This window comes from Ruegeria sp. CDSA021, from assembly GCF_059612325.1.
Window position 1 is genome coordinate 254,900 of sequence record NZ_JBXWQJ010000004.1, and the last position, 24,434, is coordinate 279,333.

The following is a 24,434-nucleotide window of genomic DNA, read 5'->3' on the forward strand; positions in this document are numbered from 1 at the left end:
TTTTCAGATAGCCATTTCCCTGAAATCGCGCTGGATCGACCGTCTCAATGTGCTTTTCATTGGATCAGAGCCACAGGGACCGCGCAAAAAATGAAATACACAAAAGACGACGCAAAAAATTATGCCCGCGAAAACATGACGGGGATCTGGGCCGCAGCGTTGAATCCGTTCAACGAAGATCTGTCGCTGGATAAGACCGGGCTGCGCGCCAACATCCGCCATTGGATCGACGATCTGGGCATTCAGGGCCTGTTCGTCGCCGGCAAACAGGGCGAGTTCTTTTCGATGAGCATTGAGGAGCGCAAGCGGAATTTCGAAATTGCCGTCGACGAATGCGCGGGCAAGGCCGGGGTGATTGTCTCGGTCTCGGATCAGAACATGAATACGGCGTTGGAGCTGGCGCATCATGCCCAGAATTGCGGTGCGGATTACATCGTGGTCCATGCACCGGTTCTTAGCTTCGTGCAGGATCGAGGCGAGGTTCTATACCAATACTACAAGCGGTTCTGCGATGAGCTAGACATTGGCATCGCCATGTGGAGCCATCCTGACAGCGGCTATCTGATGCAGCCCGAAGAATGCGCGCGCATTGCGGAATTGCCGAATATCGTTGCAATCAAATATTCGGTCCCACGCGAGATGTATGTGAAGCTGACCCACATGGTAGGCGACAAGATTCATGTCTCAACCTCGGCCGAGTTTGAATGGCTGGATAATATCCTGGAACTCGACTGGAAGCTCTATCTTTGCTCCTCTCCACCATATCAATTGCAAAGCAAGGTCGATCAGCGGATGAACGAATACACGCGCCTAGCGTTTGCCGGAAAGGCGGATGAGGCGCGACGTGTGTTTGACAGCCTCAATCCTGTCCGGGATGCCATGAAACGCGCGCGTCCAGCGGGTAAGCCTACGGCCTTTGGAAAGTACTGGCAGGAATTGCTGGGTCAGGTTGGTGGCCATGTGCGCCCGCCGATGCTGGAACTGTCTGAAGCCGAAAAAACGATCATTCACAAAGCGTTCGACGAATGCGGCCTGCGCGTCTGAAATGGCTGCGCGTAGAGCTTTATAAAGAAATCTGATAGCTAGATGCTGATAATTTCTTTGCTGTTATGGAAAAACGCGCCAAACTTTCGGCGGTAGGGAGTGGGACATGTCAAAACTGAAAGCATTCAACTTCAAGGCCTGGATCGACGAACACCGCCATCTGCTCAAGCCGCCAGTAGGCAATCGTCAGGTCTGGGAAGATGCCGATCTGATGGTCACGGTTGTTGGCGGGCCGAACAAGCGAACCGATTATCATGACGACCCTGTGGAAGAATTTTTCTATCAGCTAGAAGGCGACATGGTGCTGAAAATCTTTGACGGAGAGGAGTTCTACGACGTTCCAATCCGCGAAGGTGAGGTGTTCCTGCTGCCACCGCATGTCCGCCACTCGCCGCAACGCCCACAGGAAGGCTCGATTGGGCTTGTGATCGAACCCAAACGCCAGACGGGCGAGTTGGACGCCATCGAATGGTACTGTTTCGAATGCGGATCACTGGTGCATCGTGCGGAAATGCAGCTAAAGTCCATCGTTGATGACCTGCCTCCGGTTTATCAGAAGTTCTATGCCTCGGAAAAAGACCGCACCTGCCCAAACTGTCAGGCGATGCATCCAGGCAAAGAACCGCCCGAGGGCTGGGTTAAACTGTAAAACAAGATCAAACAGGGGAAGTCATGAAACACTTTGTAAAATTCGCCGCCTCTGCGGCTGTTCTGGCAATGTCATCCGTGGCAGTTCAGGCTGAAGAGTTCCGGTTAGGCCTGATCACGCCACCGCCGCATATCTGGACCAAAGCCGCCGAGTCGTTTGGGGCTGAGCTGAACGAGGCCAGTGGTGGCGCGCATTTAGTTTCGGTTTTCCCGGCGCGTCAGCTGGGGAACGAAGCAGAGATGCTGCAGCAATTGCAGACGGGTGCTTTGGACATGGCCTTCATGACGGTGGCCGAAGTGTCGAACCGTGCGCCTGAGCTGGGGGCGTTTTATGCACCCTATCTGGCGGATGACATTGGGCACGCGGGGCGCATCCTGCGGTCTGACACCGCCAAATCCATGCTGGAGCCATTACCAGGGCAAGTTGGCGTTGTGGGTCTGGGCTATGGGATGGCCGGGTTGCGCCAGATCGTCAGTCGGGGAGATGTTTCATCCGCAGAAGATCTGTCTGGCCTGAAGCTTCGGATCACGCCCTTCACGCCGATCCTCGATTTCTACAATGCGGTTGGGGCAGCACCTACACCGATGCCCTTGCCTGCGGTCTATGATGCGCTGGCTAATGGTCAGGTTGATGCAATCGATATGGATGCCGAGCTGATCTGGGTGCTGAAATATTACGAGCACGCCGACACAATCGTGCAGTCGGATCACATGATGTTCCCGATGGTCGGGCTGGTTTCGGCAAAAGTCTGGGCTGGCTTGTCGGAAGAAGACCGGGCGATGATTGCTGAACTGATGGCCAAGCATGTCGACAGCACCATCGACGCGTATGTTGAAAACGATGCCAAATGGTTGGAACTGATCGAGGGCACGGGAAAAGCTTACAAGAAGGTCGATGCCTCGTTCTTTGGCGACGCGATTGAAGAGTGGAACGGGATCTGGTCCGAGAAGACCTCTTCCCTTGACGCTTTGCGGCAGACTGCGGCAGAAACAAAATAACGAAAACGGCATGACGAAAAGGGCGCAGGTCGATCCTGCGCCCTTTCTCACGGGAGAACAGCGATGTTGTATCGGCTGTCGGCTGGCTTGGCGCGGGTCGAATTGTGGTGCGCCGCCTTTCTGGCGGTCTGCATAACGGCTTTAATTTTGCTGAATGTCGTGACGCGTACGGCGGGAAATGCTCTGTTCTGGGTCGATGAGCTGGCGATTTATGCCATGGTCTGGATGACTTTCCTCGGGGCGTCCGCTGCTTTGCATCATCGCAGTTCGGTTTCGATCTCTATTCTCTCCGACAATGTGCCGGATCGCGCGAAACGACTGATCCGCAAGATTGTGGACACCCTCGTGTTTGCCTTTTCCCTGGCGATGCTGTGGTTCTGCTGGCGTTGGTTCCTGCCGCTGGAAATCGCCCGTAGCGGTTTTGACACTTTGGCCTTTCAGGGTAAGACATTTAACTTCATCTATGCTGAGCCGACACTAACCCTAGGCCTGCAAAAATACCTGTTCTGGCTTGTCATGTGGTTGTTTGCACTTGGTGCAACTTTGCATTCCACGATGCACCTGCTGAGCGCCCCGGCGAAGGGGTCGCAGCCATGAGTCCTATCGTCTTTCTGGCTACTCTGTTTCTGTCTGTACCGGTGGCAATCGTGCTGGCCATCACAGCCATCTGGTACATCTGGGAAAGCGGCAACACGGTTCTTTATGACAGCTACGCACAGAAAATGTTCGGTGGGTTGGAAAACTACGGGCTTCTGGCAATCCCCTTGTTCATGCTGACCGGAGAGTTGATGAATGAAGGCGGTATGACCCGACGCCTTGTCGCGCTGGCGCGCGTGTTCGTTGGCGGGTTTCGCGGTGGGCTGGCCTATATCAACCTGCTGGCCAACATGTTCATGGCGGCGATCATCGGCTCTGCGACTGCGCAAATCGCGGTGATGTCGCGCGCCATGGTCCCGGCGATGGATGAAGAAGGCTATGACAAAGGCTTCGCCGCCGCGACCACCGCCGCTGGTGGCTTATTGGCCCCGGTTATTCCGCCCTCAATGATGTTTGTGATCTTTGGGGTTCTGGCCCAGATTCCCATCGGCGACATGTTCATTGCCGGTATTTTGCCGGGCCTGCTTCTGGCTGGCGCTTTTGCTTTGGTCATTACCCTGATCGGGTGGCAGCGGCAGTTCCCCAAAGGCCGCTGGATGACGCGGGCCGAGGCTATTCGGTCCCTGATCAGCGCAGTTCCTGCCCTGTTGATCCCCCTTTCGATCATTGGTGGCATCCTGTTCGGGATCGCCACTCCAACCGAGTCCGCCGCGATTGCGTCCTTAATCGCCTTTCTTGTGGGCTGGCTGGTCTATGGCGATCTGAAACCGCAAAACCTGGCCGAGATGTTCAAACGCACCGCTGCCAATGCCTCGATGATCCTGTTCATGATCGCGGCCGCCAGTGTATTTGGCTGGGTTATCATCTACGAAGAGATACCGCAGCATCTGGCCGGGCTGATCACATCTGTTACCTCGAACCCCTTTGTGTTTCTGCTGATCGTGAACCTGGCGCTCTTGCTCGTGGGAATGGTAATTGATGGCATTGCAGCTATTATCCTGATCACACCCATCCTGCTGCCCATTGCAACCGGGTCTTACGACATCAGCCCGTATCAATTCGGAATCGTAGCCTGCCTGAATCTTGTGCTTGGCCTGCTGACACCACCTGTCGGGATCGGTCTGTACATCGCCTCATCCATGAGCGGCACCACGCCAGGCGCAATCCTCAAATCGCTCTGGCCTTTCCTGGTCGCGGTGGCTTTGGTTCTGCTTCTGCTCAGCTATTTCCCCAGCCTGTCGACGCTGCTGATCTGAGGGTGATCCCATTGGGCTTACCGCCCACCCTCATGGCGGAGGAAAACTTGCGCTAAACTTCCAAGCGATTGACCTCTAGACTGATCCAATCACCACCCTTATCGGACGCAAGGAAGAACATGCTGCTGGACACACCAATCTGCGAATTTGGCTGGAAGGCCCCGGACTTCACACTGAAGGATCCCAGCGGTCAACCTTTCACCATGTCCGATCATCTGCAAAACGGGCTGCTGATCGCCTTTATTTGTAACCATTGCCCGTATGTCAAAACTCTTGCAGATCGGCTGGCGCGGGACACGGATCTTTTGAGGTCAAAGGGCATTGGCGTTTTGGCGGTGATGTCGAACGATTATCGCGACTACGCAGAAGATGCACCGCTTAGAATGTTGGAGTTCGCGCGAATGAACGGGTTCAACTTCCCCTATCTTGTCGACGAGGATCAATCCGTTGGGCAGGCTTATAACGCGGTCTGTACACCCGACTTCTTTGGTCTGAATGCAGACGGGTTGCTGCAATACCGTGGACGCCTGGACAATCTGCTCCGTGGCGAATCCGGCGAGCGCGAGCCAGAACTTGTCAACGCGATGCTTCGGATCGCTGAAACCGGGCAAGGCCCCCAAGATCAAACACCCTCGATGGGATGCTCTATCAAGTGGACCAGAGGGAGCTTGTAGGACCCGAGCGATAGACGTGGAACGTTGTTTTGTCCCAATGCACTCTTGACCCACCCTGCCCTGTCGTTCTTGATAAGACCAAACGTCCTTGGCGGCGCAAAGGCCGAACTTGAGGATCAAACAAAAAAGCGGAGAGCATGGCATCACAACACCGATGTCACGTGCGGGGTCAAATGGCAGATATTGCAGACTGGCTGAGCAAGCATGGCTTATCCAAATATGCTGACGCCTTTTCCCAGCATGAAGTCGAGTTGGGTGATCTTGCCGAACTGAACGATGATGACCTTGTCACCATTGGGTTGCCTTTGGGACCCAGACGGCGTTTCCTGAAGGCCATCCGCGAAGGTGCAAAGGGGCGTTCAGGTCCAGAACCCAATATTGTTGCCGAACGCAGGCAACTGACGGTGATGTTCATTGATCTTGTGGGGTCTACTCCGCTGTCGCAACAACTTGACCCCGAAGATCTTGCCGAGGTTCTGAGGCTGTTCAAGGAAACTTGCGCCGCAGCCGTCGCCGCATATGACGGACACATCGCCAGTTATTATGGCGACGGCATCATGGTGTTCTTTGGGTTTCCGCACGCGCATGAGGATGATCCTCAACGCGCGATACACGCGGGTCTTCGGATTATTCGCGATATCCCCAACTTGCGCACGCATGCCCAGCTTCAGGTGCGTATCGGCATTGCAACCGGCCTGGTCGTCGTTGGCGACCTGCGGGGTGAAAAGATGTTCGAGGATGGCACAGCGATGGGCGAAACCCCAAACCTCGCCGCGCGGCTGCAATCCATGGCCGATCCGGGCACGCTGATCGTTGCGCCGACGACCCACGAACTTGCGGGCGATACGTTTGAGTACATTCGCCGCGGGACATTTCAGCTGAAAGGTTTCGCCAAGGAAGTTGAAGCCTGGCAAGTCACTGGCACGCGCCAAACCCTCAGCCGGTTCATAGCCTCGGATGACACCGCGATGAGCTCGCTTGTCGGCCGAACACTGGAATACAAAACGCTGCACAGCAAATGGGATCTGGCCCAACAAGGACATGGTCAGGTGGCGCTGGTGTCAGGCGAAGCAGGGATCGGAAAATCCCGCCTGATCGAAGAGCTGCACCGAACGATCCCAGACGCATCCTATCAACACGTCCGATTTCAATGCTCACCCTACCACGATGCAAGTGCACTATACCCCGTCATTCGCCAGCTTGAAGCCGCAGCAGGGTTAAGAGCTGACGACAGCGCGGCACAGAAATTGGACAAGATAAAGCACGCTTTGGGCGCGCCGTCTGACATCACTCTAAAACTGGCTGCATCGCTTCTGTCTGTTCCTTTCGAGGATCAGTTGGGTCCGCTGGATCTGACGCCTGAACAGGTGATGAAACAGACGCTGGACATGTTGGCAGATAATCTGATTGCAACAGCCGGGAAGAGTCCGGTGCTGGTGCTGTTTGAAGATGCACATTGGATCGACCCGACAACAAAAACGCTGCTCGATCTCTTTGTAAAACGCATCGGGGATGCGCCGGTGCTGATGGTGATGAGCTATCGCACGGGCTTTGATCCGGGCTGGACATTCACCTCAAATCTCACCCATGTCGATTTGAAGCAGTTGGGCATTGAACAGATCAAGGAAATCGTGGACGACGTCGCAAATGGCAGACCCGTTCCGAAGGCGGCTTATGATCTGATCACAGCCCGTTCAAACGGGGTTCCTCTTTTCGTCGAAGAAGTCACCAAGGACCTTCTGGAGACCGACTTTCTGATTGATGGCGCGGAAACCTTCTCGGCTGACAGTGCGTCGGTATCATCTTCCGTTCCCAAATCCCTGCATGACGCCTTGATGGCCCGTTTGGACCGACTGAGTTCGGCCAAGGAAGTGGCACAGATCGGGGCAGTTATCGGTCCACACTTCTCGTACCCTCTGATCGCGCGGGTCTCGGGTTTGAACGAAGGGGCCTTGCGGGCGGGGCTGGAATTGCTGGTGGATGCAGGTATCGTGAACAGCTCGGACGCAGATCCGGAGGAGACCTTCACTTATCGTCACGCCCTCATTCGCGAAACTGCGTATAACAGCCTTCTGAAACGCGAACGGCGAGGGCTGCATGCCCGTGTGGCCGAGTCATTGGAAGAGACTGAGCATCACGATGCGACGGTCGGCCCTGAGATTTTCGCCCACCACTACACGATGGCGGACATGCCGGAACAGGCGATCGATTACTGGTATCTGGCTGGCCAACGCTCGGCTGAACGTTCGGCGGCGGTCGAAGCGGTGACACAGTTGGGCCGGGCCATCACCTTGCTCGAAAAGGTGGACAAATCCGTTGACCGGGATCGAAACGAAACCCGGATTCAAGTTCTTCGGGCGGGTGTTCTTCGCTCGACCGCAGGCATTGCAGCGGATGAAACAGGAGCGGCTTACGCGCGGATTCGCGACCTGTGCAACCGGCTGGGCGAAACCGAACAACTGTTCCCGGTTCTGAATGGGCTGTACGCGTATCATCTGGTGCGGGGTGAATACAATCTGGCCAAAGCCACGGCAGCACAATTGCTGGACCTGGCAAAACTTGATGAGGAAACGCATCACACCATGATCGCCCACCGGGCCATGGGCGCAGTTTTACTGCATATCGGGCATCTGGAACCAGCTTGTGATCACCTGAAACAGGCGCTGAGCTTGTATGACCCGGAACAGCACAGCCGCCTGGCTTACGTTTATGGTACTGATCATGCCGCCATTACATCTTGTTTTCTGAGCGTCGCGACCTGGCTGCGCGGCGAGCCAGACCGCGCCCTTGATATCCAGCTTCAGGCCGTGTCAGCAGCTCAGGATTTGAAACATGCACACAGTCTGGCGCAGTCATTGACTTATCTATGTATGCTTCACCTTCTGCGGCGCGATCCTGAACAAGTTTATGACGCGGTCTCGCGCCTTGAATCTCTGGCCATCAAACATGCATTCCCGTTCATGTCATTGACGGCCAATGTCTGGCGCAGCTGGGCGGATGCTCAGATTACACCCAACCTTCGGACGATGCACGCGATGCACGATGCGGCACAAGCCTGGTGGGCCAGTGGGGCAGGTAACTACAAGCCTTTGTTCCTGACAGTTCTGGCCGAAGTCGCACTTAAGGCAAACGAAACGCGCACAGCGCAACAGTTTCTGGACGAGGCGCGAACTCAGCAGGATCTGACCAATGAAGGCTGGGCGCAAGCCGAAACAGACCGGATCGAGGCCACTTTGCAGGCCACAGATCACCCCGCCGACCTCTTGTTCGAACGCGCTATTCGAACCGCGCGCAGACAGCAGGCTCGAATGTTCGAACTGCGTACCGCCATCGCGTATCAGCGGACCTGCGAACGTCTCAATTGTGTGCCAGAGACGTCACCGGACATAAGGGGCATTCTGGGCGCAATATCCGGCAGCCCGCAAAACTGCGATATCGCGGAGGCTTTGGCGGCAGTTGATCAAGCAAAGACGCTGTAGGACTTCACGGCCGGCCCGGAGCATACCATAGGTGCTACTGTCGATAGGTCGAACCCGACTGTCGTTTCTTTAATACGTCAGGGCGAAAGCAACTCGTCCTGGTACCCAAATAGCGCCGGTTGACCCCCTGTGTGCAGCAGAATCACTTTCTGCCCCTGCTGCAGAACACCTTGTTCCAGCAAACCCAAAAGCCCCGCGAAGGTTTTGGCTGAATAGACCGGGTCCAAAAAGATACCCTCGGAACGAGCCATCAGGGTCAGAGCATTGCGCGTGGCAGGACCGATCTGTCCGTATCCCGGAGCCAACGCCCCGTCCAATGTCTGAATGTCATCCATGACCAAAACGGGATCGAAGCCCAGCATATCCGCCAGACGCCCCAGAACCTGTTGCATCCGTACATGTTGCTGGTGCTGATCGCGGCGAACGCAGATGCCATAGACAGGGGCAGATTGCCCGGCAAGCCGCAGCCCTGCCAAGAATCCGCCATGGGTGGAACCGCTGCCGGATGGCACCACAGCCGCTTCAAAATTACTGATCTGGGTCATCAGTTCCGCTGCAGCAGCAACATATCCCAACGCGCCAAGCGGAGGATGATCGATGCCAAGATGAATAACGTAGGGCTTTCGGCCTTCGGCCTTCAGCTGATCGGCCCTTTCATGCAAGGCATTGTCTGCGCCGATCTCATCTTCGCCGGTGGGGTAGTGTAAATGTTCGGCCCCCAGAAGACCGGCCAGCAAGACATTTCCCGATCGGTAATAATCTGCACCCATGCCCGGTACGCGCTCTTCCAGCTGAAGGACGGCGTCCATGCCAAGTCTTGCAGCCGCCGCGGCAGCCGAGCGAACAAAGTTCGACTGCACCGCCCCGGTGATCAGGATTGTATCTGCTTTCTGTTGCTGGGCCTCGCCCAAATAGAACTCCAGCTGGCGGGTTTTATTGCCACCAAAGCTCAGCCCGGTCAGGTCATCCCGTTTGATCCACAGATCCAGCCCTAACTGATCCGACAACCGATCAAGCCGCTCGGTCGGCGTCGCGGACGTCATCAATGTGGCGCGGGCAAAACCCGAGAGCATATCTTCAATCGTCATTATCGTGATCCGTTTTGTCGTCTGCGCACAACCAGCGAAAGATGTCCTTTGGCGCACGATAGACAGGAAGCGAACCAAGCGAAAGAACGCAGAACAGGGTCAGCGCACAATCGCAGTTATTTTACCGCGCTCGGGTTCGAAAAGCATTGCACTTGAAAAAAAACGCACCTATCGATGCGCCCCGCCGGTCGCAGCCTACCCGGCTAACAAAACAAGGACTGACAACATGAAAACTGCTTTGATCTGCTCCGGCGGGCTGGATTCGGTGTCTTTGGCCCATGTACTGGCGGCTGAAGGCAACCTGTCTCGACTGATCTCATTCGACTATGGCCAACGCCACACCAAGGAACTGGGTTTTGCCGCCCAATGTGCCGAAAGGCTGGGCGTACCACATCATGTGATTGATTTGCGTTCGGTTGGTGCGTCGCTGACCGGATCTGCCCTGACCGACGATTTGGACGTGCCGGACGGGCATTATAAAGAAGAGACCATGAAGGTCACAGTCGTCCCCAATCGCAACGCCATCATGCTGACCATTGCCTATGGCATCGCGGCGGCAAATGGCGACGCGGCGGTGGCCACCGCCGTGCATGGGGGCGATCACTTTATCTACCCAGATTGTCGCCCCGGCTTCACTGACGCCTTTGACGCCATGCAGCGTGCGGCCCTGGACGGATATGCGGATATCGCGCTGCATGTTCCCTTCGTCCATCGATCCAAATCCGAAATCGTTGCCGAAGGGGCACGGGTGAACACGCCCTTTGCTGAAACATGGTCCTGCTACAAGGGCGGTGATCGGCATTGCGGGCGCTGCGGCACCTGTGTCGAACGGCGCGAGGCATTTGAACTGGCCGGTGTCGAAGACCCCAGTGTATACGAGGACTCCGAATTTTGGCGTCAGGCAGTGGAAAGGGAGCGGGCCTGATGTACCGGATCACCAAGGAATTCCACTTTTCGGCCTCGCACCAGTTGACCCACCTACCAAACGATCACCAATGCGCAAGGATGCACGGGCACAATTATATCGTCGTGGTCGAGCTCGCCTCGGCCCACCTGAACAGCGATGGATTTGTGCGGGATTATCACGAGCTGAAACCGCTCAAAACCTATATCGACGACAGGTTCGACCATCAGCATCTTAACGATGTGCTGGACTGCGCGACCACCGCCGAGAACATGGCGCGCCACTTCTATGACTGGTGCGCCGCGCGCTGGCCCGAAACCGCCGCAGTCAAAGTGTCCGAGACGCCCAAGACGTGGGCCGAGTACCGGCCATGACCCTGCGCATCGCTGAAATTTTCGGCCCAACCATTCAGGGCGAGGGCGCACTGATCGGCCAGCCCACCGTTTTCGTACGTACAGGCGGATGCGATTTTCGCTGCGCGTGGTGTGACAGCCTGCACGCCGTCGACACCGCCTATCGCCACGATTGGAAGGCGATGGAGACCGAGGCCGTTTGGTCCGAGGTACAGCGACTTTCTGGCGGGCAACCCCTGACCGTGTCGCTGTCCGGCGGCAACCCAGCCATTCAGGACTTCGCCCCGTTGATCCAGCTCGGAACGCGGGCAGGCTATCGCTTTGCCTGCGAGACCCAAGGGTCCGTTGCCAAACCCTGGTTTGCCGACCTGTCGATGCTGGTACTCAGCCCCAAACCTCCCAGCAGCGGCGAGGTTATGGATTGGGACGCCTTCGACGCGTGCCTTGCAGTACGGCCCGCGCAGACAGCACTAAAAATCGTCATCTTCAATGACACCGATTTCCAATGGGCAAAGGACGTGGTGGCCCGCTATCCGGACCTGCCGCTTTATCTGCAACCAGGCAACCCGGAAACCGACCCCGATCTGCCCGTCGATCTCACCCAAGCCACCGAGCGGCTGGAATGGCTGATCGACAAAACTCTTGGCTTAGGGTGGTTCGCCCCCCGTATCCTGCCTCAGCTCCACGTGCTGGTCTGGGGCAACAAACGCGGCGTCTGACCAAAAGGAGACAGACATGAGCGACATTTACAGCGATCTCACTCAATTGGGCGGCGACACTGTCCTGCCCAACTCGCCGGAACAGGCGGTTCTTGAACGCGTGCGGAACCCGCAGGCGGACGTGGACTATAACGTGCGCTTCACAGCGCCCGAGTTCACCTCGCTCTGCCCGATGACCGGGCAGCCGGATTTCGCGCATCTGGTCATCGACTATGTGCCCGGCGATTGGCTGGTGGAAAGCAAATCACTAAAGCTGTTTCTGGGATCGTTTCGAAACCACGGTGCGTTTCACGAAGATTGCACAGTCTCGATCGCGCGCCGTCTGCAGGATTTTCTCGAACCCCGCTGGCTGCGCATCGGTGGCTATTGGTACCCGCGCGGCGGCATCCCCATTGACGTATTCTGGCAAACGGGCCCCCTGCCGGAAAGCGTGTGGATTCCGGATCAGGGCGTTCCCCCCTATCGCGGGCGCGGTTGACCAAGATGCAGGATCCGAGCGGTATTACCTCTCGCTCGGGTCGCTATCCGCATAGTCGCGCAGAGTGTCAATATCGTCGATATCTGCGTGGTTTCTGTTGATCTTGACGCCAACAGTTTTCAACCGTGAAAACGCGCGGCTCAGGCTTTCGGGTTTCATCCCCAGGCGTCCTGCGATCAGCATCTTGTCGTAGGGAAGTTCCACCTCGCACGCGCCACTTTCCTGGTCACACAATTCCAGCAGAAATTCCGCAACACGCTGAGCACCGGTCTGCGCCTTCAGCTGCTCAAGCTGCGCCACCAGAGAGTGCAGATGCGTGAAAGTAGCCGCCAGAATCGAAATGCCGATTTCCGGATCTTCCCGCATCAGCGACAACAATACCGGGCTGGGGATATGCATCACTTCACAAGGAGACACAGCTTCGGCTGACACAGGGTATGGCACGTCCCGAAGTGCCACGGCTTCGCCAAAGCTGTCACCGCGCGTAAAAACGCTCACCACCGCTTCAGCTCCGGTCGGCGTAACACGGAACAGTTTGACCCAACCCGCCAGCATAACATGCACTGCCTTGGCCTCTTCCTCTTGCAGGAAGATCGTCTCACCCCGATCATATTTCCGCCAAACGGCCTGACGCAGCAATGAATCGACATGCCTCTCGGGCAAGCTGCGCAATAGAAGTGACTGGCGTGCGATAGCCTTTTGTGCCTCATGTGGCATCAAGGCATCCCCCTGTTTGTCCGTTTCGGGCAGCGCCCGAGTGATCATCCCTAGAAAAAGCTATGCCAAAGCACACTCCGACGCACCACCCCTATTCTTGCATCCAAACTTGACAATTGTCATGTCACGACCAGGTGCGCTGCCTTAAGTTCAGCTCAAAGCCAGTTATCCGGGGAGCATGTCAGATGGACTTCGAGCGATATTTCAGCCAGAGCCTCGACACTTTGAAAGATGAAGGAAACTACCGGGTTTTCATCGATTTGCAACGACGTTGCGGGGCGTTTCCAAACGCCCGGCAGACCGATGGGCCAGTTCAGCGGGATGTGCGGATCTGGTGCTCGAATGACTATCTGGGCATGGGCCAGCATCCGTCGGTGATCAGCGCCATGCACGATGCACTGGACCGCTGCGGCGCCGGGGCGGGTGGAACGCGCAATATCTCGGGGACCACCCATGACCACGTGCTTCTCGAAGCTGAATTGGCTGACTTGCACGGCAAGGAAGCCGCGCTGCTGTTTACCTCGGGCTATGTTTCCAATTGGGCCGCGTTGGGGACGCTGGCTGCGAAGATTCCGGGGCTGATAGTTTTCTCCGATGCGTTGAACCATGCGTCGATGATCGAAGGCATCCGCCACTCACGGGCTCAGAAGGTGATATGGAACCATAATGACCTTGAGGATCTGGACGCAAAGCTGGCCGCCGCTGACCCCAACGCGCCCAGGATGATCGCCTTTGAGTCGGTCTACTCGATGGATGGCGACATCGCCCCTATCAAAGGGATTTGTGACCTGGCCGACAAATATGGTGCAATGACCTATCTGGACGAAGTGCACGCCGTCGGTCTCTATGGCCCGCGCGGAGGTGGTATTGCCGAACGCGAAGGACTGATGGATCGCCTGACCGTTATTGAAGGGACGCTGGGCAAGACCTTTGGTGTAGTGGGCGGATATATCGCCGCCTCTGCCGCCCTGTGCGATTTCGTGCGCAGCTTTGCCAGCGGGTTCATATTCACCACCGCCCTGCCGCCGTCGATCGCGGCTGGGGCTGCGGCTTCGATCCAGCATCTGAAACAATCGAGCACGGAACGTGACTTACAAAAACAACGGGTGGCGCAGGTGCGGGCCCGACTGGATGCCGAAAGCATTCCGCATTTGCCCAACCCCAGCCACATCATCCCGGTGATGGTGGGCGATCCGGTGAAATGTAAGTTCATCTCGGACACACTGCTGGAAGAATTCGGCATCTACATCCAGCCCATCAACTATCCCACCGTCCCCAAAGGCACCGAACGTCTGCGGATCACGCCGTCTCCGGTTCATACGGATGAGGATATCGACCATCTGGTCGGTGCGCTGTCAGCCCTGTGGCAACGCTGCCAGATTGCGCGGATGCCTATGGCCGCACAATAATTCCAAGCACCCCTTTGCATGGAGAACTGCCGCCCTTCGGGGCGGCATTTTTTTCAGACCAGATAGAGGACAAGTATAATCAGTGCAAAGCCCGTCAGCACAATGGAAAACCCACGCAGCCAGGCCGGGCTAGCCGCAAGGTCAAGATACTGCGCCAGGATGATGCGGCACTTGAGAAGCGCAAGACCCAGGATACCCGCGCCGACGATTGTGGGCGCAAACGGTAACAGGGTCAGCAGCGCCGAAGTCACGCTGAGCGCCAACAGGGTGAACCATGCGCGTGTGAGTGCGTTCGGGAGCATCCGGCGGGAGTTTTTGTGAAAAGATGAAGACGCGGGCATCATTTTACCCCAACAGGTAGATCACGGGGAACAGCATGATCCAGACCAGATCGACCATGTGCCAGAACTGCGCGCCTGCTTCGATGTTATGCGGATCGTCGCGCCAGGCCACCAAGAGAAGGATTCCGACCCCGGCCAGGACATGGGCGGCGTGGAAACCGGTCAGCAGGTAATAGAACAGAAAGAAGGGATGAGTTTCAAACGTGATACCCTGCCCGGCTTTTCCCACGTATTCCGCACCCTTGATCATCAGGAAAACGATCCCCAACGCGGCCGCTACCATGAGGGCAAACCGTGCTTTGAACCGTTCTGCGGCACGGCGCCAGCGCAGTGCCTGCGCGGCAAGGTAACCCGATGTGACCAACACCGCAGTGTTGAAGGCGGCGCCAGTACGATAAAGATGCGATTGGGCCTCGGCAAACCCCACCGGATCGGTCAGTCGCACACCCATGAACGCGATCAGGCCCGCGCCAAAGACCAGCAGTTCCGAGATGATCAGAACCCACATCAGTAACTCGCCCGGAAGCTCGTCGATCAGAGACGAAGCGCTCATGCTCCGACCAGTTGGCGGTAGATTTGCGGAAGGGCCATAGTCAGGCGGTGCGGGTCGGGGATGACGGCGAAACCACCCTGCCCAAACATGCGTGGGAACCAGCTTTTGCCGGTCTTATCAATGGTGACGCCAAAAACCGATTGCCCGCCGCGGCGCGCCTCGCGAACAGCCATACAGGTGTCTTCGATACCATGGCGGCCTTCGTAATGGTCGAGGTCGTTGGGCTTGCCATCTGTGATGACCAGCAGCAACCGGCGTTGGCGGGATTGGCTGGCCAGATCGGCGGAGCAATGTCGGATCGCCGCACCTAGCCGGGTGTAATGACCGGGTCGCAGAGAGGCGATGCGTTGTTCGACCTTTGCCCCCATTGGCTCATCGAACCGTTTGCAGCGTTGCACATAGACACGTTCACGTTTCAGCGAACTGAACGCATGGATGGCGAAATCGTCACCACAGGCGTTCAGACCCCAGGCAAGCGCAGCCAACGCTTCACGCTCAATGTCAATCACGGCGCGACCTGTGACCGCGCTTTCGGTTGAGCGGCTGACATCCAACAGGATCGACACCGCCAGATCGCGGGCTTCGGGGCGCGACTGCATCCAGATGCGTTCGTTTCCTTCACCGCTCGCCATTCGCTCGGTCTCGGCCCGTACCGCAGCTTCGATGTCCAGCTGGTCTCCGTCCAGATGGCCTCGTGTCATCACTCTACCGGGGCGTAGAGCCTCGAACTGGCGTTTCACAGCGCGGATACGGCGAGCAGTGGCAGGGTCCTTTCCGAACTCGGCCGCGTCTTCGCGGATTTCGGCGTCCGAAAGCAGAACATTGACGTGATCCGGCAGATATTGCCCTGTCCGCACGTCCCATTCGGGATAGAGGATGCGACCCGACAAGCGCTCGCGGTTCACATCCTCGGGTGCAAGGTCCAGATGCAGTTTCAGCTTAGTCGGTGGTGCCTTGGATATCTGACCCAAGCCGATCTCTTCCTGATCGTCAGCAGCTTTCTTGGCATTGTCAGGATCATCGTCGTCGATGCGGCGATTGATGTTCAGAAACTCAGCCCAGCTGAGGATCGCTTCGAACTTGTGCAAAATGAAACTGTCGCTGCGCTCGGCCTGATCGGATTTGCGGCGGCGGGCGCGGTGCGTTTTTTCACCAGATTCTTCAGGTTCGCCTTCGGTTTCAGGGTTTTCCACCTCGTTATGCTCGGAAAACCCAACCGCCCGCAATTCGGGCCATAAAGGAACCGGGCGGAAATTTTGATACCCGCGCGCAGCAGTCAGATCGTCATCTTCCAGCGAAAGTAGTTGCTCGGCTTTTGAAGACAGGGGGGCAGGATCACCCAGCATATGACGGACAAGCTCTTCAACTGCCGCCTCGTCGGGCGGCAGGTCTGGAACGTCACGGTGATGCAGAACACCCTTACAGAGTTCGGTGTAAAGTGGACGCAACCCGGGGGCGTTATCCAGTGTTACCTCGACCATGTGTCGGGCAGCGATCAGGGCACGCAGGTCAGCGCGCAAAGGGTCGTCTTCGTCGATGCGAGTCCCAGCATGGGCTGCAGCGGCGGCGAGCCAGACGTATAGCGCACCATTTGCTTCACGCGCAGGAAAGACAGCCAGGCGGTCTGGCAGGCGCAGCACTTCTCCGTCGAATGACGCGCGTGGCATCAGTTCGACCTCAGTCGCCAGGCGGCGGCGCCAGCTTAAACGGTGGCGCGATACCTCGGGTGAGACCGGGCGCAATTCCACGCCCGGGGTACCCCCTAATCCCCGAAAGAGGACAGCCAGCCGCCCCGCGACCTGAGACAGGTCGACCGCGGCTCCATCATGCACTTGGGGTGCATCGAGGCGACTGGCTAGGGAGTGCCACAGTTTCCCGATCGTTTCTTCGGGTTCCCATGGCTCAAAATCGATCTTGACCATTGGCCGGCCTCACCCAAAGACAGCCGTGACAAGATCGAGGAGCCCGCGTTTGATATCCTCGTCATCAGTCAGAGGTTCGATCATAGCGGCAAGGATAGCGCGGTCTGTCGACATGCCCTGTGCAATCAGCGTCGCAGCATAAACGACCAGACGGGTAGAGACGCCTTCCTCGAGGTCCTGACCCTTGAGCCCTCGCAGCTTGCCCGCCAGTCGCACCAGCGGTTTGCACCGCTCCAGCGGCAGACCACTTTCTTGCGCGACAACTTGCGCTTCCATCTCAGGCGACGGGAAGTCGAACTCGAGCGAGATAAAACGCTGACGGGTCGAGGGTTTAAGGGTTTTCAGGATATTCTGGTATCCAGGATTATATGAAGCGACCAACATGAAGCCGGGCGCGGCCTCAAGCTCTTCACCTGTGCGGTCAATCGGTAGGATACGGCGGTCGTCAGTCAGCGGGTGCAGTACGACGGTGACGTCCTTGCGCGCCTCGACCACCTCATCAAGGTAACAGATCGCACCTTCACGGACCGCCCGGGTCAGGGGGCCGTCGACCCAGACGGTTTCTCCGCCTTTCAGCAAGTAGCGACCGATCAAGTCAGCAGCCGCCAGATCGTCATGACAGGCCACGGTATAAAGCGGGCGGCCCAGGCGGGCGGCCATATGTGCGACAAACCGGGTTTTGCCGCAACCTGTCGGGCCTTTCAGCAGAACCGGCAGGTCATTGTTGTAGGCGGCGCAGAACACGTCGCATTCATCGCCCTGGGGCAGGTAGAAGGGGGCGTTTGCCGCCCCCTCATTCAGTTTCATGGAGCCGTCCATATTCATCACTCCGCAGGGGTTTCAGCTGCACCGGATTCAATAACCTCTTTCCGGGGCACCCAGATCGAGTAAATGAACAACAGCGCACCAAGGACCACGACGACACCAGAGCCAAGACGCATCCAGTAGAAGATCGCGATTTGATCCTGCACGTCCATGAAGTATTCACCGACAACGCGTTGCATGTGTGTTTGCACAGTCCCACCGAAGGTCAGCACGAAGGTCATGAAGACCATGCCGCTGGTCATCAGCCAGAACGAGCCCATGTTCAGTACCTGATTGTACGGATCACGGTTTTTGAGGATCGGCATCGCGTAGCTGAAGATCGCCAGGTTGAGGCAGACGTAGGCACCGTAGAAGGCCAAGTGGCCGTGCGCGGCGGTAATCTGCGTGCCGTGGGTATAGTAGTTCACCCCATGCAGCGTGTGCAGGAAGCCCCAGACACCGGCACCGAAGAAGGCCAGCGTGGCACAGCCCAGCGACCACAGCAGCGCGGCCTTGTTCGGGTGATCGCGACGGCCTTTCCAGACCATGACGAATGCAAAGGCCATCATCGCGAAGAACGGGATCACCTCGAGGCTCGAGAAGATCGACCCGATCCACTGCCAGTACGCAGGCGTACCGATCCAGTAGTAATGGTGCCCGGTACCAAGGATACCCGAGAACAGTGCAGCCGCGACGATGACATAGAGCCATTTCTCGACCACCTCACGGTCCACACCTGTCAGCTTCAGCATCAGGTAGGCCAGAATCGAGGCCATGATCAGCTCCCACACGCCTTCGACCCACAGGTGGACCACATACCACCAGTACTGCTTGTCGAGCGCCAGGTTGCCCGGGTTGTAGAAGGCAAACAGGAACAGCAATGCCAGACCCCACAGGCCCAACAGCAGGATGTTGGAGATGGCAGTCTTCTTGCCCTTCAGAACGGTCATCGACACGTTGTACAGGAACATGAGCGCGGCCACGACGATGCCCACCTTGACCCACTTGGGTTGCTCAAGGAACTCGCGCCCCTCTTTGCCCAGCAGCCAGTTGCCTTCAAACAGGTTGAAGACATAGGTCACAACAACGCCCAGTGTGCCGACCACAAGAATGATCAACTGCAGATACGCGAGCTTGGGTGAGTGGATCTCGCGCTCGGTCTCTTCCGGGATCAGAAAGTAAGCCGCACCGAAAAAGCCCAGCAACAGCCAGACGATGAGAGAGTTGGTGTGCAGCATCCGCACGATGTTGAATGGCAGAAGCTCACTCAGGAAGTTCGGGAACACATAAATCAGACCAGCCAGAAGGCCGCCGATTACCTGTATCGCGAACAGGGCCATCGCTACTGCGAAGTAAGCGTAGGCGATTTTTTGGGATTCGTATTTCATTGCTCCGTTCCCTTTCTCAGCCTGCCTCGTTGGGCGGCCAGCCCTGAGCGTCGATATTGTCCGTCCAAATCAGGAAGTTCGTCAGATCACGGATTTCTTCGTCGCTGAGGTTGAAATTGGGCATTTGCCGACGACCGGGAATGCCGGTCGGTTGTGCTTCCATCCAGCCCTTGAGGGATTCAAAGGCCGATTCCGGGTCGTCCAGCACGCCCCAACGCGTCATTACGTTGCCGACTTCGGGGGCGAAATACGCGCCTTCACCAAGGATGGTATGACAATTGATACAGGCGTGTTTCTCCCAGACATGTTTACCTCGCACCACACTGTCATCAAGTTTTTTAGAGTTTTCAGAATTGACGATATACAGGTGCGAATGGGCCGATAGGGCCAGAAAGATGAGGATGAAGAACAGTGACCCGCCATAAAATATGTTACGAGCCATGCTCTTTGTCATGACTTCTCGCATCGCGCTCTCCTTTGCGCAGATTAGCTAGTGCGGTCAACATGACGGGTGCGGCGCTGATCCGCCTTAACGAAAGTCAAGACATCAGGTTTGCGAGTGAAGAGATCGCTAAACTTCCCGCCAAGTGGCCTCAAATAGCCCCGAAATTGACTTAAAGCTTTGCTAAAAATAGGGGGGTATAGTGCGAATTGGCTCGCGTCGGATCCGACGCTTTGAACCAGTAACAACAAGTGGCAGGTTAAACTATGGCAAACTATTCATTCATCGGTTACGACCCCGGGGTCATTTCGCTCAGCTTTACCGGGTTTAACACTGGTACGATAACTCTGTCCGGGACGTATGATGCCAGCTCTGACCGGCGTGTGTTCGATGTCGTTGACGCGGCCGGCGGCACACTTGTCAACGGTGACCCGGACAATGGAACAGACTTTAACGGCGACCGCTTCAACAACGAATTCGGCGACGACCTGACCCAATCCGGCGTCGTAACCAATCTTGATGGGTCAGTCACAATAGATTCGGGCGCTATCTATCTTGAGGAATCTTACAGTCTCAGCAAACCGGGTGGTGGCACCATCGATGTCTTCCGCGTCGAAGTCGAAGGCAATCTGGTCGGATACATCACCTCTGAACCGCTGGTGCCCGGAACGGACTATTCCTTTGTCCGGTCAAATGTCACCCCAACCAACGCACCGGACACTTCAGATCCAGGCGCAATTGTCGATGTGCCCTGCTTCGCGGCCGGGACACAGATTGCCACACCGGACGGCCCGGTTTCCATCGAACACCTGAGCGTTGGCGATCAAGTCCTGACAGCCGACAACGGGCCGCAAGAGATACGCTGGATCGGAGCGCGTGCATTGAATGCGTCTGACCTGACCGCAAAACCGAATCTGCGCCCCATTCGGATTGCAGCAGGCAGTCTGGGCAGTGACTTGCCAAAACGCGATCTGCGCGTTTCGCCTCAACATCGCATGATGGTTCGTTCACCAATTGCCGTGCGCATGTTTGACAGCAAGGAAGTCCTGGTTCCGGCCTGCAAACTTGTCGGCGTTCCGGGCATCACGGTCGAAGAGGGCGCGCAAGATGTCGTCTATTATCACATGCTGTTCGACCGGCATGAGATTGTCTATGCAGAAAGCGCCCCGTCAGAGAGTTTGTTCACAGGGGCGCAGGCATTGGCCAGCGTGCACCCGGGTGCCCGCGCCGAGATTCTGGATCTGTTCCCGGAACTCTTGCAACCCGAATACGAGCCGCAGCCGGCACGACATATTCCGGATCAGGGCAGGCGTGCACGTACCCTCATTCACCGCCATATCAAGAATGACCGCCCGCTTCTATCTGAATAACAGCCCGTACCGGCCCCGGAAGAGTCAGTTTGCCCTGGTAACCCGGGGGCCGGTCAATGCCGGCCACATCGCAAACAGATACAATGCCGTGGCTGCGATCCAGAAGCCGTCAGCCGTCAGCATGACCGCCAAATACCCATCTGTCAGGCCCGAGCCCAGCCAGCGCACCAGAGCCGCCGCCGCCATCAACACATAGGCCACCACCATCGGTGACGACGCAACAAGCGGGCGTCCGCTGTGGCCCAGAGCGGCTCGACTCATGACAGCCAAAGTCATGCCGCCGACGCAGCCGATTCCCAAGATGTGTATTGCTCCAACTTCATTGCCCAGCCCAAGGGCTGACAGCCCCCACAGAACCAGCCCAAGGGCCAGCATTCCAAGACCCAAATGCAACGCGATCAGGATCGGTTGGCGCAGGGCCCAACCGGCCCTCCAACGCGCCATGCGCAACAGTTGAACGCCACCCAGTGCCAGGGCACAAATGCCCGCAACCGGACCAACATCCAACACCAGCACCAACAGAGGCAACAGAAGAGCCAGAACCATTGCGGCTTTCTCCAACCTTGGTACAGACACCGGCCATGACGCCTCGGGCTCTCCGGCTCGTTTCATCGCATTGCGGGTAAACGCGGGTGTGATGCGGCCGCCCAAAATCGCGATCATCGAACACAATGCCAGCAAACCTGCCCGAACCCCGATGTTGAGCGTATCGCCGGTGACGCCGACCCATTCCAGATGAACCATTAGATTTGAGACCCAGATCAAGCTCAGAAGATACAGAAAAACCATGTTCTGCGGTTTGGGTCGGCGGATCAACTGGCTTGCAACCTTTAGCGCCAGAATGGGAACAAAACTCAGATCAATGAGAGCAACGGCCAAGGAAGGCAAAGCGGCTGAAAACCAGACCGCCAGCCGTCCGGCCATCCAGATCAACGCCACGAAGGTAATAAAACGTGCCCGCGCCTCGGGCGCACCGGTCCAATTCGGCACCGCGGTCAGAAAGAACCCGCCCAAGGCCGCCGTCGCATATCCAAAGATCATCTCATGCGCGTGCCACATGACCGGCGGCATGGCATAGCTTTGCTCTACATATGGCAGCAGACCATCCAGCGAGGCGAGCCACACGCCCCAAGCAATCCCTGCGAACACTCCGTAGATCCCTGCAGAGAGGAAAAAGACGCGAAATCCCTCGCTGAAAATGCGCGTTACTGCTGATGACATGCCCGCTCTCCATGGCCTCGCTTGTCGTTAATCAAGCCCTATCGCGCCGGGGATTCTGCGGCCTTAACCGAAATCAAGCCCGTTTTAAAACATGCGCAGAAATCTCAAGTTTTATTAGCACTTTTGTCCGTTGATTTTTGGCCGCTGCCATCACTTTGCGCCCCTTCCGTTGACTTTGGTCAAGGATGACATCTCCGTGATGGCTCAATCTCTGCCTTGCCTCACCACGCATATGGAGAGTGATCATGTCACTTGGAATCAGCTACAACAAAACCGGCCGCGCCTTTGGGGTCGGTTTGGCAATGCTGCTGGGCAGCGTCGCTGCACCAACCTTTGCCGAAGAGCCAACATTAAGCGACGAAGCTTTTGAGTCGTCCAAGCAGCTCTATTTTGAACAATGCGCAGGCTGCCACGGCGTTCTGCGCAAAGGCGCCACAGGCAAAAGCCTTGAGCCCCACTGGAAGAAAACCGCAGCCGACGGCACTGTGACCGAAGGCGGCACACTTCAGTTGGGTCAGGAACGCCTTGAAAAAATTATCGCCTGGGGAACCGAAGGCGGTATGAACAACTTCTCGGACATCATGACCGAGCAGGAAATCAAGGATATGGCGACCTATATCCAGATGGAGGCCCCCAAGCCACCTGAGATGTCGCTGGAACAGATGATGGCGACCCGCAAGGTCTATGTCGAAGAAGCCGACTATCCGACCGAGCCGCTACACGGCCGCAACTGGGAAAACTTCTTCGTCGTCATCGAGCGTGACGTAGGTAAAGTGGCCGTTATCGACGGCGACACCAAAGAAGTGCTGACACACATCCCGACCGGTTATGCCGTCCACGTTCTGAAAGCATCGGAACACCACAGCATTACCGAACCGGAAAACCCTGGCCGCTTCTGGTACACGATGGGCCGCGACGGCAAGATGACCAAGATCGACCTCTGGCAGACGCCTGAGAACATGTTGGTTTCCGAAGTCAAGATTGCCTATGACGCGCGTGACGTGGCCGTTTCCGGCGACGGTAAGTACGTAATCGGTGGTGGTTACTGGCCGCCGCACTTCGCTATCGTAGACGCCCAAACGATGGAACCGGTTAAGGTTGTATCGACTCGCGGTGTGAACGTGGACGGCGACTATGTAGAAGAAGCCCGCGTGGCTGCAATCTACACAACGCCGAACGAGCCAACCTGGATCGTTGCAATCAAGGAACTGGGCCAGCTGTGGCAGGTAGACTATACCGACCTGGACAACTTGCGGATCGACAAGATCGACTCGGCCAAGTTCCTGCATGACGGGTTCTTTGACCCGACAGGCCGCTATTTCCAGATCGCCGCAAACGCGTCGAACAAAATGGTGGTTGTCGACACCGAAACCCACAAGCTGGAAGCAATGATCGACACAGCCGCGTTACCGCACCCTGGTCCGGGTGCCAACTGGGTTGACCCGAATTGCGGCCCGGTTGCTGGTACGACCCACCTTGGCGTTGGCACCGTGACAGTCTGGGGTAACGACCCCGAAAACCGTCCGGACGATGCCTGGAAGGTCTGCTACGAAGTGGAAACCGACGGCCCGGGCCTGTTTGTCCGTACCCACCCGAATTCGGATTACATCTGGGCTGACCAGACCAAGCATCCGGAACCGGAAGTGCAGCAATCGGTGCAGGTCATCTCGAAAGAGACCGGCGAGATCGTGAAAACCATCCAGATCACCGAAGACGAAGGCAGTGCTGCCGTTCACTTCGAATTCAACGCGGATGGTACCGAGGTCTGGGTTTCCAAGTGGAACCTGTCAGACTCGCTGGAGCCCAACGGACAGATCGTGATTTTCGACGCCAAGACGCTGGAAGAAATCGGTCGCATCGAAGGGCTGTTTGCTCCGACAGGCAAGTTCAACGTCTACAACCGTTCGAACCACGTCACCTGACGGTTTCACAACCAAAACCGGAAAGGGCGGGCCCCTCGCCCGCCCTTTCCTCGTTTGAGACATCAGCCAAACTCACCGGCCTGCCACCTAAGGCCAGACAATACAG

At 57.0% G+C, this 24,434-nt stretch carries 23 protein-coding genes; 14 read left to right on the forward strand and 9 right to left on the reverse strand.

The features are described from left to right. The first annotated feature begins 90 nt into the window (after window positions 1-90). From AC2FLD_RS07375 to AC2FLD_RS07405, 7 genes are all read left to right on the forward strand, one after another. Window positions 91-1,044, forward strand: coding sequence for a dihydrodipicolinate synthase family protein (locus AC2FLD_RS07375; protein ID WP_496668264.1), 954 nt, complete (start codon window positions 91-93; stop codon window positions 1,042-1,044). A 106-nt stretch (window positions 1,045-1,150) separates the two neighbouring features. Then, window positions 1,151-1,693, forward strand: coding sequence for a 3-hydroxyanthranilate 3,4-dioxygenase (locus AC2FLD_RS07380; RefSeq protein WP_050603752.1), 543 nt, complete (start codon window positions 1,151-1,153; stop codon window positions 1,691-1,693). Between the two features lie 23 nt (window positions 1,694-1,716). Further along, window positions 1,717-2,691, forward strand: a complete 975-nt coding sequence (locus tag AC2FLD_RS07385) for a TRAP transporter substrate-binding protein (RefSeq protein WP_496668266.1) — start codon at window positions 1,717-1,719, stop codon at window positions 2,689-2,691. 63 nt (window positions 2,692-2,754) lie between these two features. After that, on the forward strand, window positions 2,755-3,288 hold the full coding sequence (locus AC2FLD_RS07390) for a TRAP transporter small permease (protein ID WP_496668268.1): 534 nt from the start codon (window positions 2,755-2,757) through the stop codon (window positions 3,286-3,288). Next, the gene (locus AC2FLD_RS07395) at window positions 3,285-4,544 is read left to right on the forward strand and encodes a TRAP transporter large permease (RefSeq protein ID WP_050603749.1); all 1,260 of its coding nucleotides are present in this window, start codon (window positions 3,285-3,287) and stop codon (window positions 4,542-4,544) included. Before AC2FLD_RS07390 ends, AC2FLD_RS07395 begins: the two co-directional genes overlap by 4 nt. Before the next feature lie 119 nt (window positions 4,545-4,663). Continuing rightward, window positions 4,664-5,218 carry a thioredoxin family protein gene (locus AC2FLD_RS07400; RefSeq protein ID WP_496668270.1) on the forward strand — a complete coding sequence of 185 codons (555 nt, stop codon included), beginning with the start codon at window positions 4,664-4,666 and terminating at the stop codon, window positions 5,216-5,218. Window positions 5,219-5,391: 173 nt separating this feature from the next. After that, the gene (locus tag AC2FLD_RS07405; RefSeq protein WP_496668272.1) at window positions 5,392-8,697 is read left to right on the forward strand and encodes an ATP-binding protein; all 3,306 of its coding nucleotides are present in this window, start codon (window positions 5,392-5,394) and stop codon (window positions 8,695-8,697) included. 77 nt (window positions 8,698-8,774) lie between these two features. Here AC2FLD_RS07405 and AC2FLD_RS07410 read toward each other — a convergent pair whose 3' ends face one another. Beyond that, the gene (locus AC2FLD_RS07410) at window positions 8,775-9,785 is read right to left on the reverse strand and encodes a D-cysteine desulfhydrase family protein (RefSeq protein ID WP_496668274.1); all 1,011 of its coding nucleotides are present in this window, start codon (window positions 9,783-9,785) and stop codon (window positions 8,775-8,777) included. A gap of 226 nt (window positions 9,786-10,011) precedes the next feature. Here AC2FLD_RS07410 and queC point away from each other — a divergent pair, with 226 nt between their 5' ends. From queC to queF, 4 genes are read left to right on the forward strand one after another with little or no spacing between them, the layout of a single operon-like run. Next, window positions 10,012-10,710 (forward strand): 7-cyano-7-deazaguanine synthase QueC, encoded by a 699-nt coding sequence (gene queC / locus AC2FLD_RS07415; protein WP_496668276.1) that lies wholly within the window; start codon window positions 10,012-10,014, stop codon window positions 10,708-10,710. Beyond that, on the forward strand, window positions 10,710-11,063 hold the full coding sequence (gene queD / locus AC2FLD_RS07420; RefSeq protein WP_050603745.1) for a 6-carboxytetrahydropterin synthase QueD: 354 nt from the start codon (window positions 10,710-10,712) through the stop codon (window positions 11,061-11,063). Before queC ends, queD begins: the two co-directional genes overlap by 1 nt. Continuing rightward, window positions 11,060-11,761: a 7-carboxy-7-deazaguanine synthase QueE gene (gene queE, locus AC2FLD_RS07425; protein WP_496668278.1), complete on the forward strand. Its 702-nt coding sequence runs from the start codon at window positions 11,060-11,062 to the stop codon at window positions 11,759-11,761. Before queD ends, queE begins: the two co-directional genes overlap by 4 nt. Window positions 11,762-11,777: 16 nt before the next feature. Then, window positions 11,778-12,239, forward strand: coding sequence for a preQ(1) synthase (queF, locus tag AC2FLD_RS07430; RefSeq protein ID WP_496668280.1), 462 nt, complete (start codon window positions 11,778-11,780; stop codon window positions 12,237-12,239). Between the two features lie 24 nt (window positions 12,240-12,263). Here the strand turns inward: queF and AC2FLD_RS07435 are convergent, their stop codons facing one another. Beyond that, on the reverse strand, window positions 12,264-12,956 hold the full coding sequence (locus AC2FLD_RS07435) for a Crp/Fnr family transcriptional regulator (RefSeq protein WP_496668282.1): 693 nt from the start codon (window positions 12,954-12,956) through the stop codon (window positions 12,264-12,266). A 185-nt stretch (window positions 12,957-13,141) separates the two neighbouring features. Here AC2FLD_RS07435 and hemA point away from each other — a divergent pair, with 185 nt between their 5' ends. Next, complete coding sequence (gene hemA / locus AC2FLD_RS07440; RefSeq protein ID WP_496668284.1) at window positions 13,142-14,365, forward strand: 5-aminolevulinate synthase; 1,224 nt, start codon at window positions 13,142-13,144, stop codon at window positions 14,363-14,365. Window positions 14,366-14,418: 53 nt separating this feature from the next. On the opposite strand, the gene AC2FLD_RS07445 is transcribed toward hemA, so the two are convergent. From AC2FLD_RS07445 to AC2FLD_RS07470, 6 genes are read right to left on the reverse strand one after another with little or no spacing between them, the layout of a single operon-like run. Then, a complete protein-coding gene (locus AC2FLD_RS07445) occupies window positions 14,419-14,667 on the reverse strand; it encodes a cytochrome C oxidase subunit IV family protein (RefSeq protein WP_496668286.1) in 249 nt (82 codons plus the stop codon). Window positions 14,668-14,710: 43 nt separating this feature from the next. Beyond that, complete coding sequence (locus tag AC2FLD_RS07450; RefSeq protein WP_496668288.1) at window positions 14,711-15,259, reverse strand: cytochrome c oxidase subunit 3; 549 nt, start codon at window positions 15,257-15,259, stop codon at window positions 14,711-14,713. Continuing rightward, window positions 15,256-17,181 carry a nitric oxide reductase activation protein NorD gene (locus tag AC2FLD_RS07455; RefSeq protein ID WP_496668290.1) on the reverse strand — a complete coding sequence of 642 codons (1,926 nt, stop codon included), beginning with the start codon at window positions 17,179-17,181 and terminating at the stop codon, window positions 15,256-15,258. Before AC2FLD_RS07455 ends, AC2FLD_RS07450 begins: the two co-directional genes overlap by 4 nt. Before the next feature lie 9 nt (window positions 17,182-17,190). Next, the gene (locus tag AC2FLD_RS07460; protein WP_496668292.1) at window positions 17,191-18,006 is read right to left on the reverse strand and encodes a CbbQ/NirQ/NorQ/GpvN family protein; all 816 of its coding nucleotides are present in this window, start codon (window positions 18,004-18,006) and stop codon (window positions 17,191-17,193) included. Beyond that, window positions 18,006-19,373, reverse strand: coding sequence for a cbb3-type cytochrome c oxidase subunit I (locus tag AC2FLD_RS07465; RefSeq protein ID WP_050603738.1), 1,368 nt, complete (start codon window positions 19,371-19,373; stop codon window positions 18,006-18,008). Before AC2FLD_RS07465 ends, AC2FLD_RS07460 begins: the two co-directional genes overlap by 1 nt. A gap of 16 nt (window positions 19,374-19,389) precedes the next feature. After that, complete coding sequence (locus AC2FLD_RS07470; protein ID WP_050603737.1) at window positions 19,390-19,839, reverse strand: c-type cytochrome; 450 nt, start codon at window positions 19,837-19,839, stop codon at window positions 19,390-19,392. A 242-nt stretch (window positions 19,840-20,081) separates the two neighbouring features. Here AC2FLD_RS07470 and AC2FLD_RS07475 point away from each other — a divergent pair, with 242 nt between their 5' ends. Then, on the forward strand, window positions 20,082-21,185 hold the full coding sequence (locus AC2FLD_RS07475; RefSeq protein WP_496668294.1) for a Hint domain-containing protein: 1,104 nt from the start codon (window positions 20,082-20,084) through the stop codon (window positions 21,183-21,185). Window positions 21,186-21,209: 24 nt separating this feature from the next. On the opposite strand, the gene AC2FLD_RS07480 is transcribed toward AC2FLD_RS07475, so the two are convergent. Beyond that, on the reverse strand, window positions 21,210-22,406 hold the full coding sequence (locus AC2FLD_RS07480) for an NnrS family protein (protein ID WP_496668296.1): 1,197 nt from the start codon (window positions 22,404-22,406) through the stop codon (window positions 21,210-21,212). 245 nt (window positions 22,407-22,651) lie between these two features. Here AC2FLD_RS07480 and AC2FLD_RS07485 point away from each other — a divergent pair, with 245 nt between their 5' ends. After that, on the forward strand, window positions 22,652-24,328 hold the full coding sequence (locus tag AC2FLD_RS07485; protein WP_050603735.1) for a cytochrome D1 domain-containing protein: 1,677 nt from the start codon (window positions 22,652-22,654) through the stop codon (window positions 24,326-24,328). The last annotated feature ends 106 nt before the right edge of the window (window positions 24,329-24,434 follow it).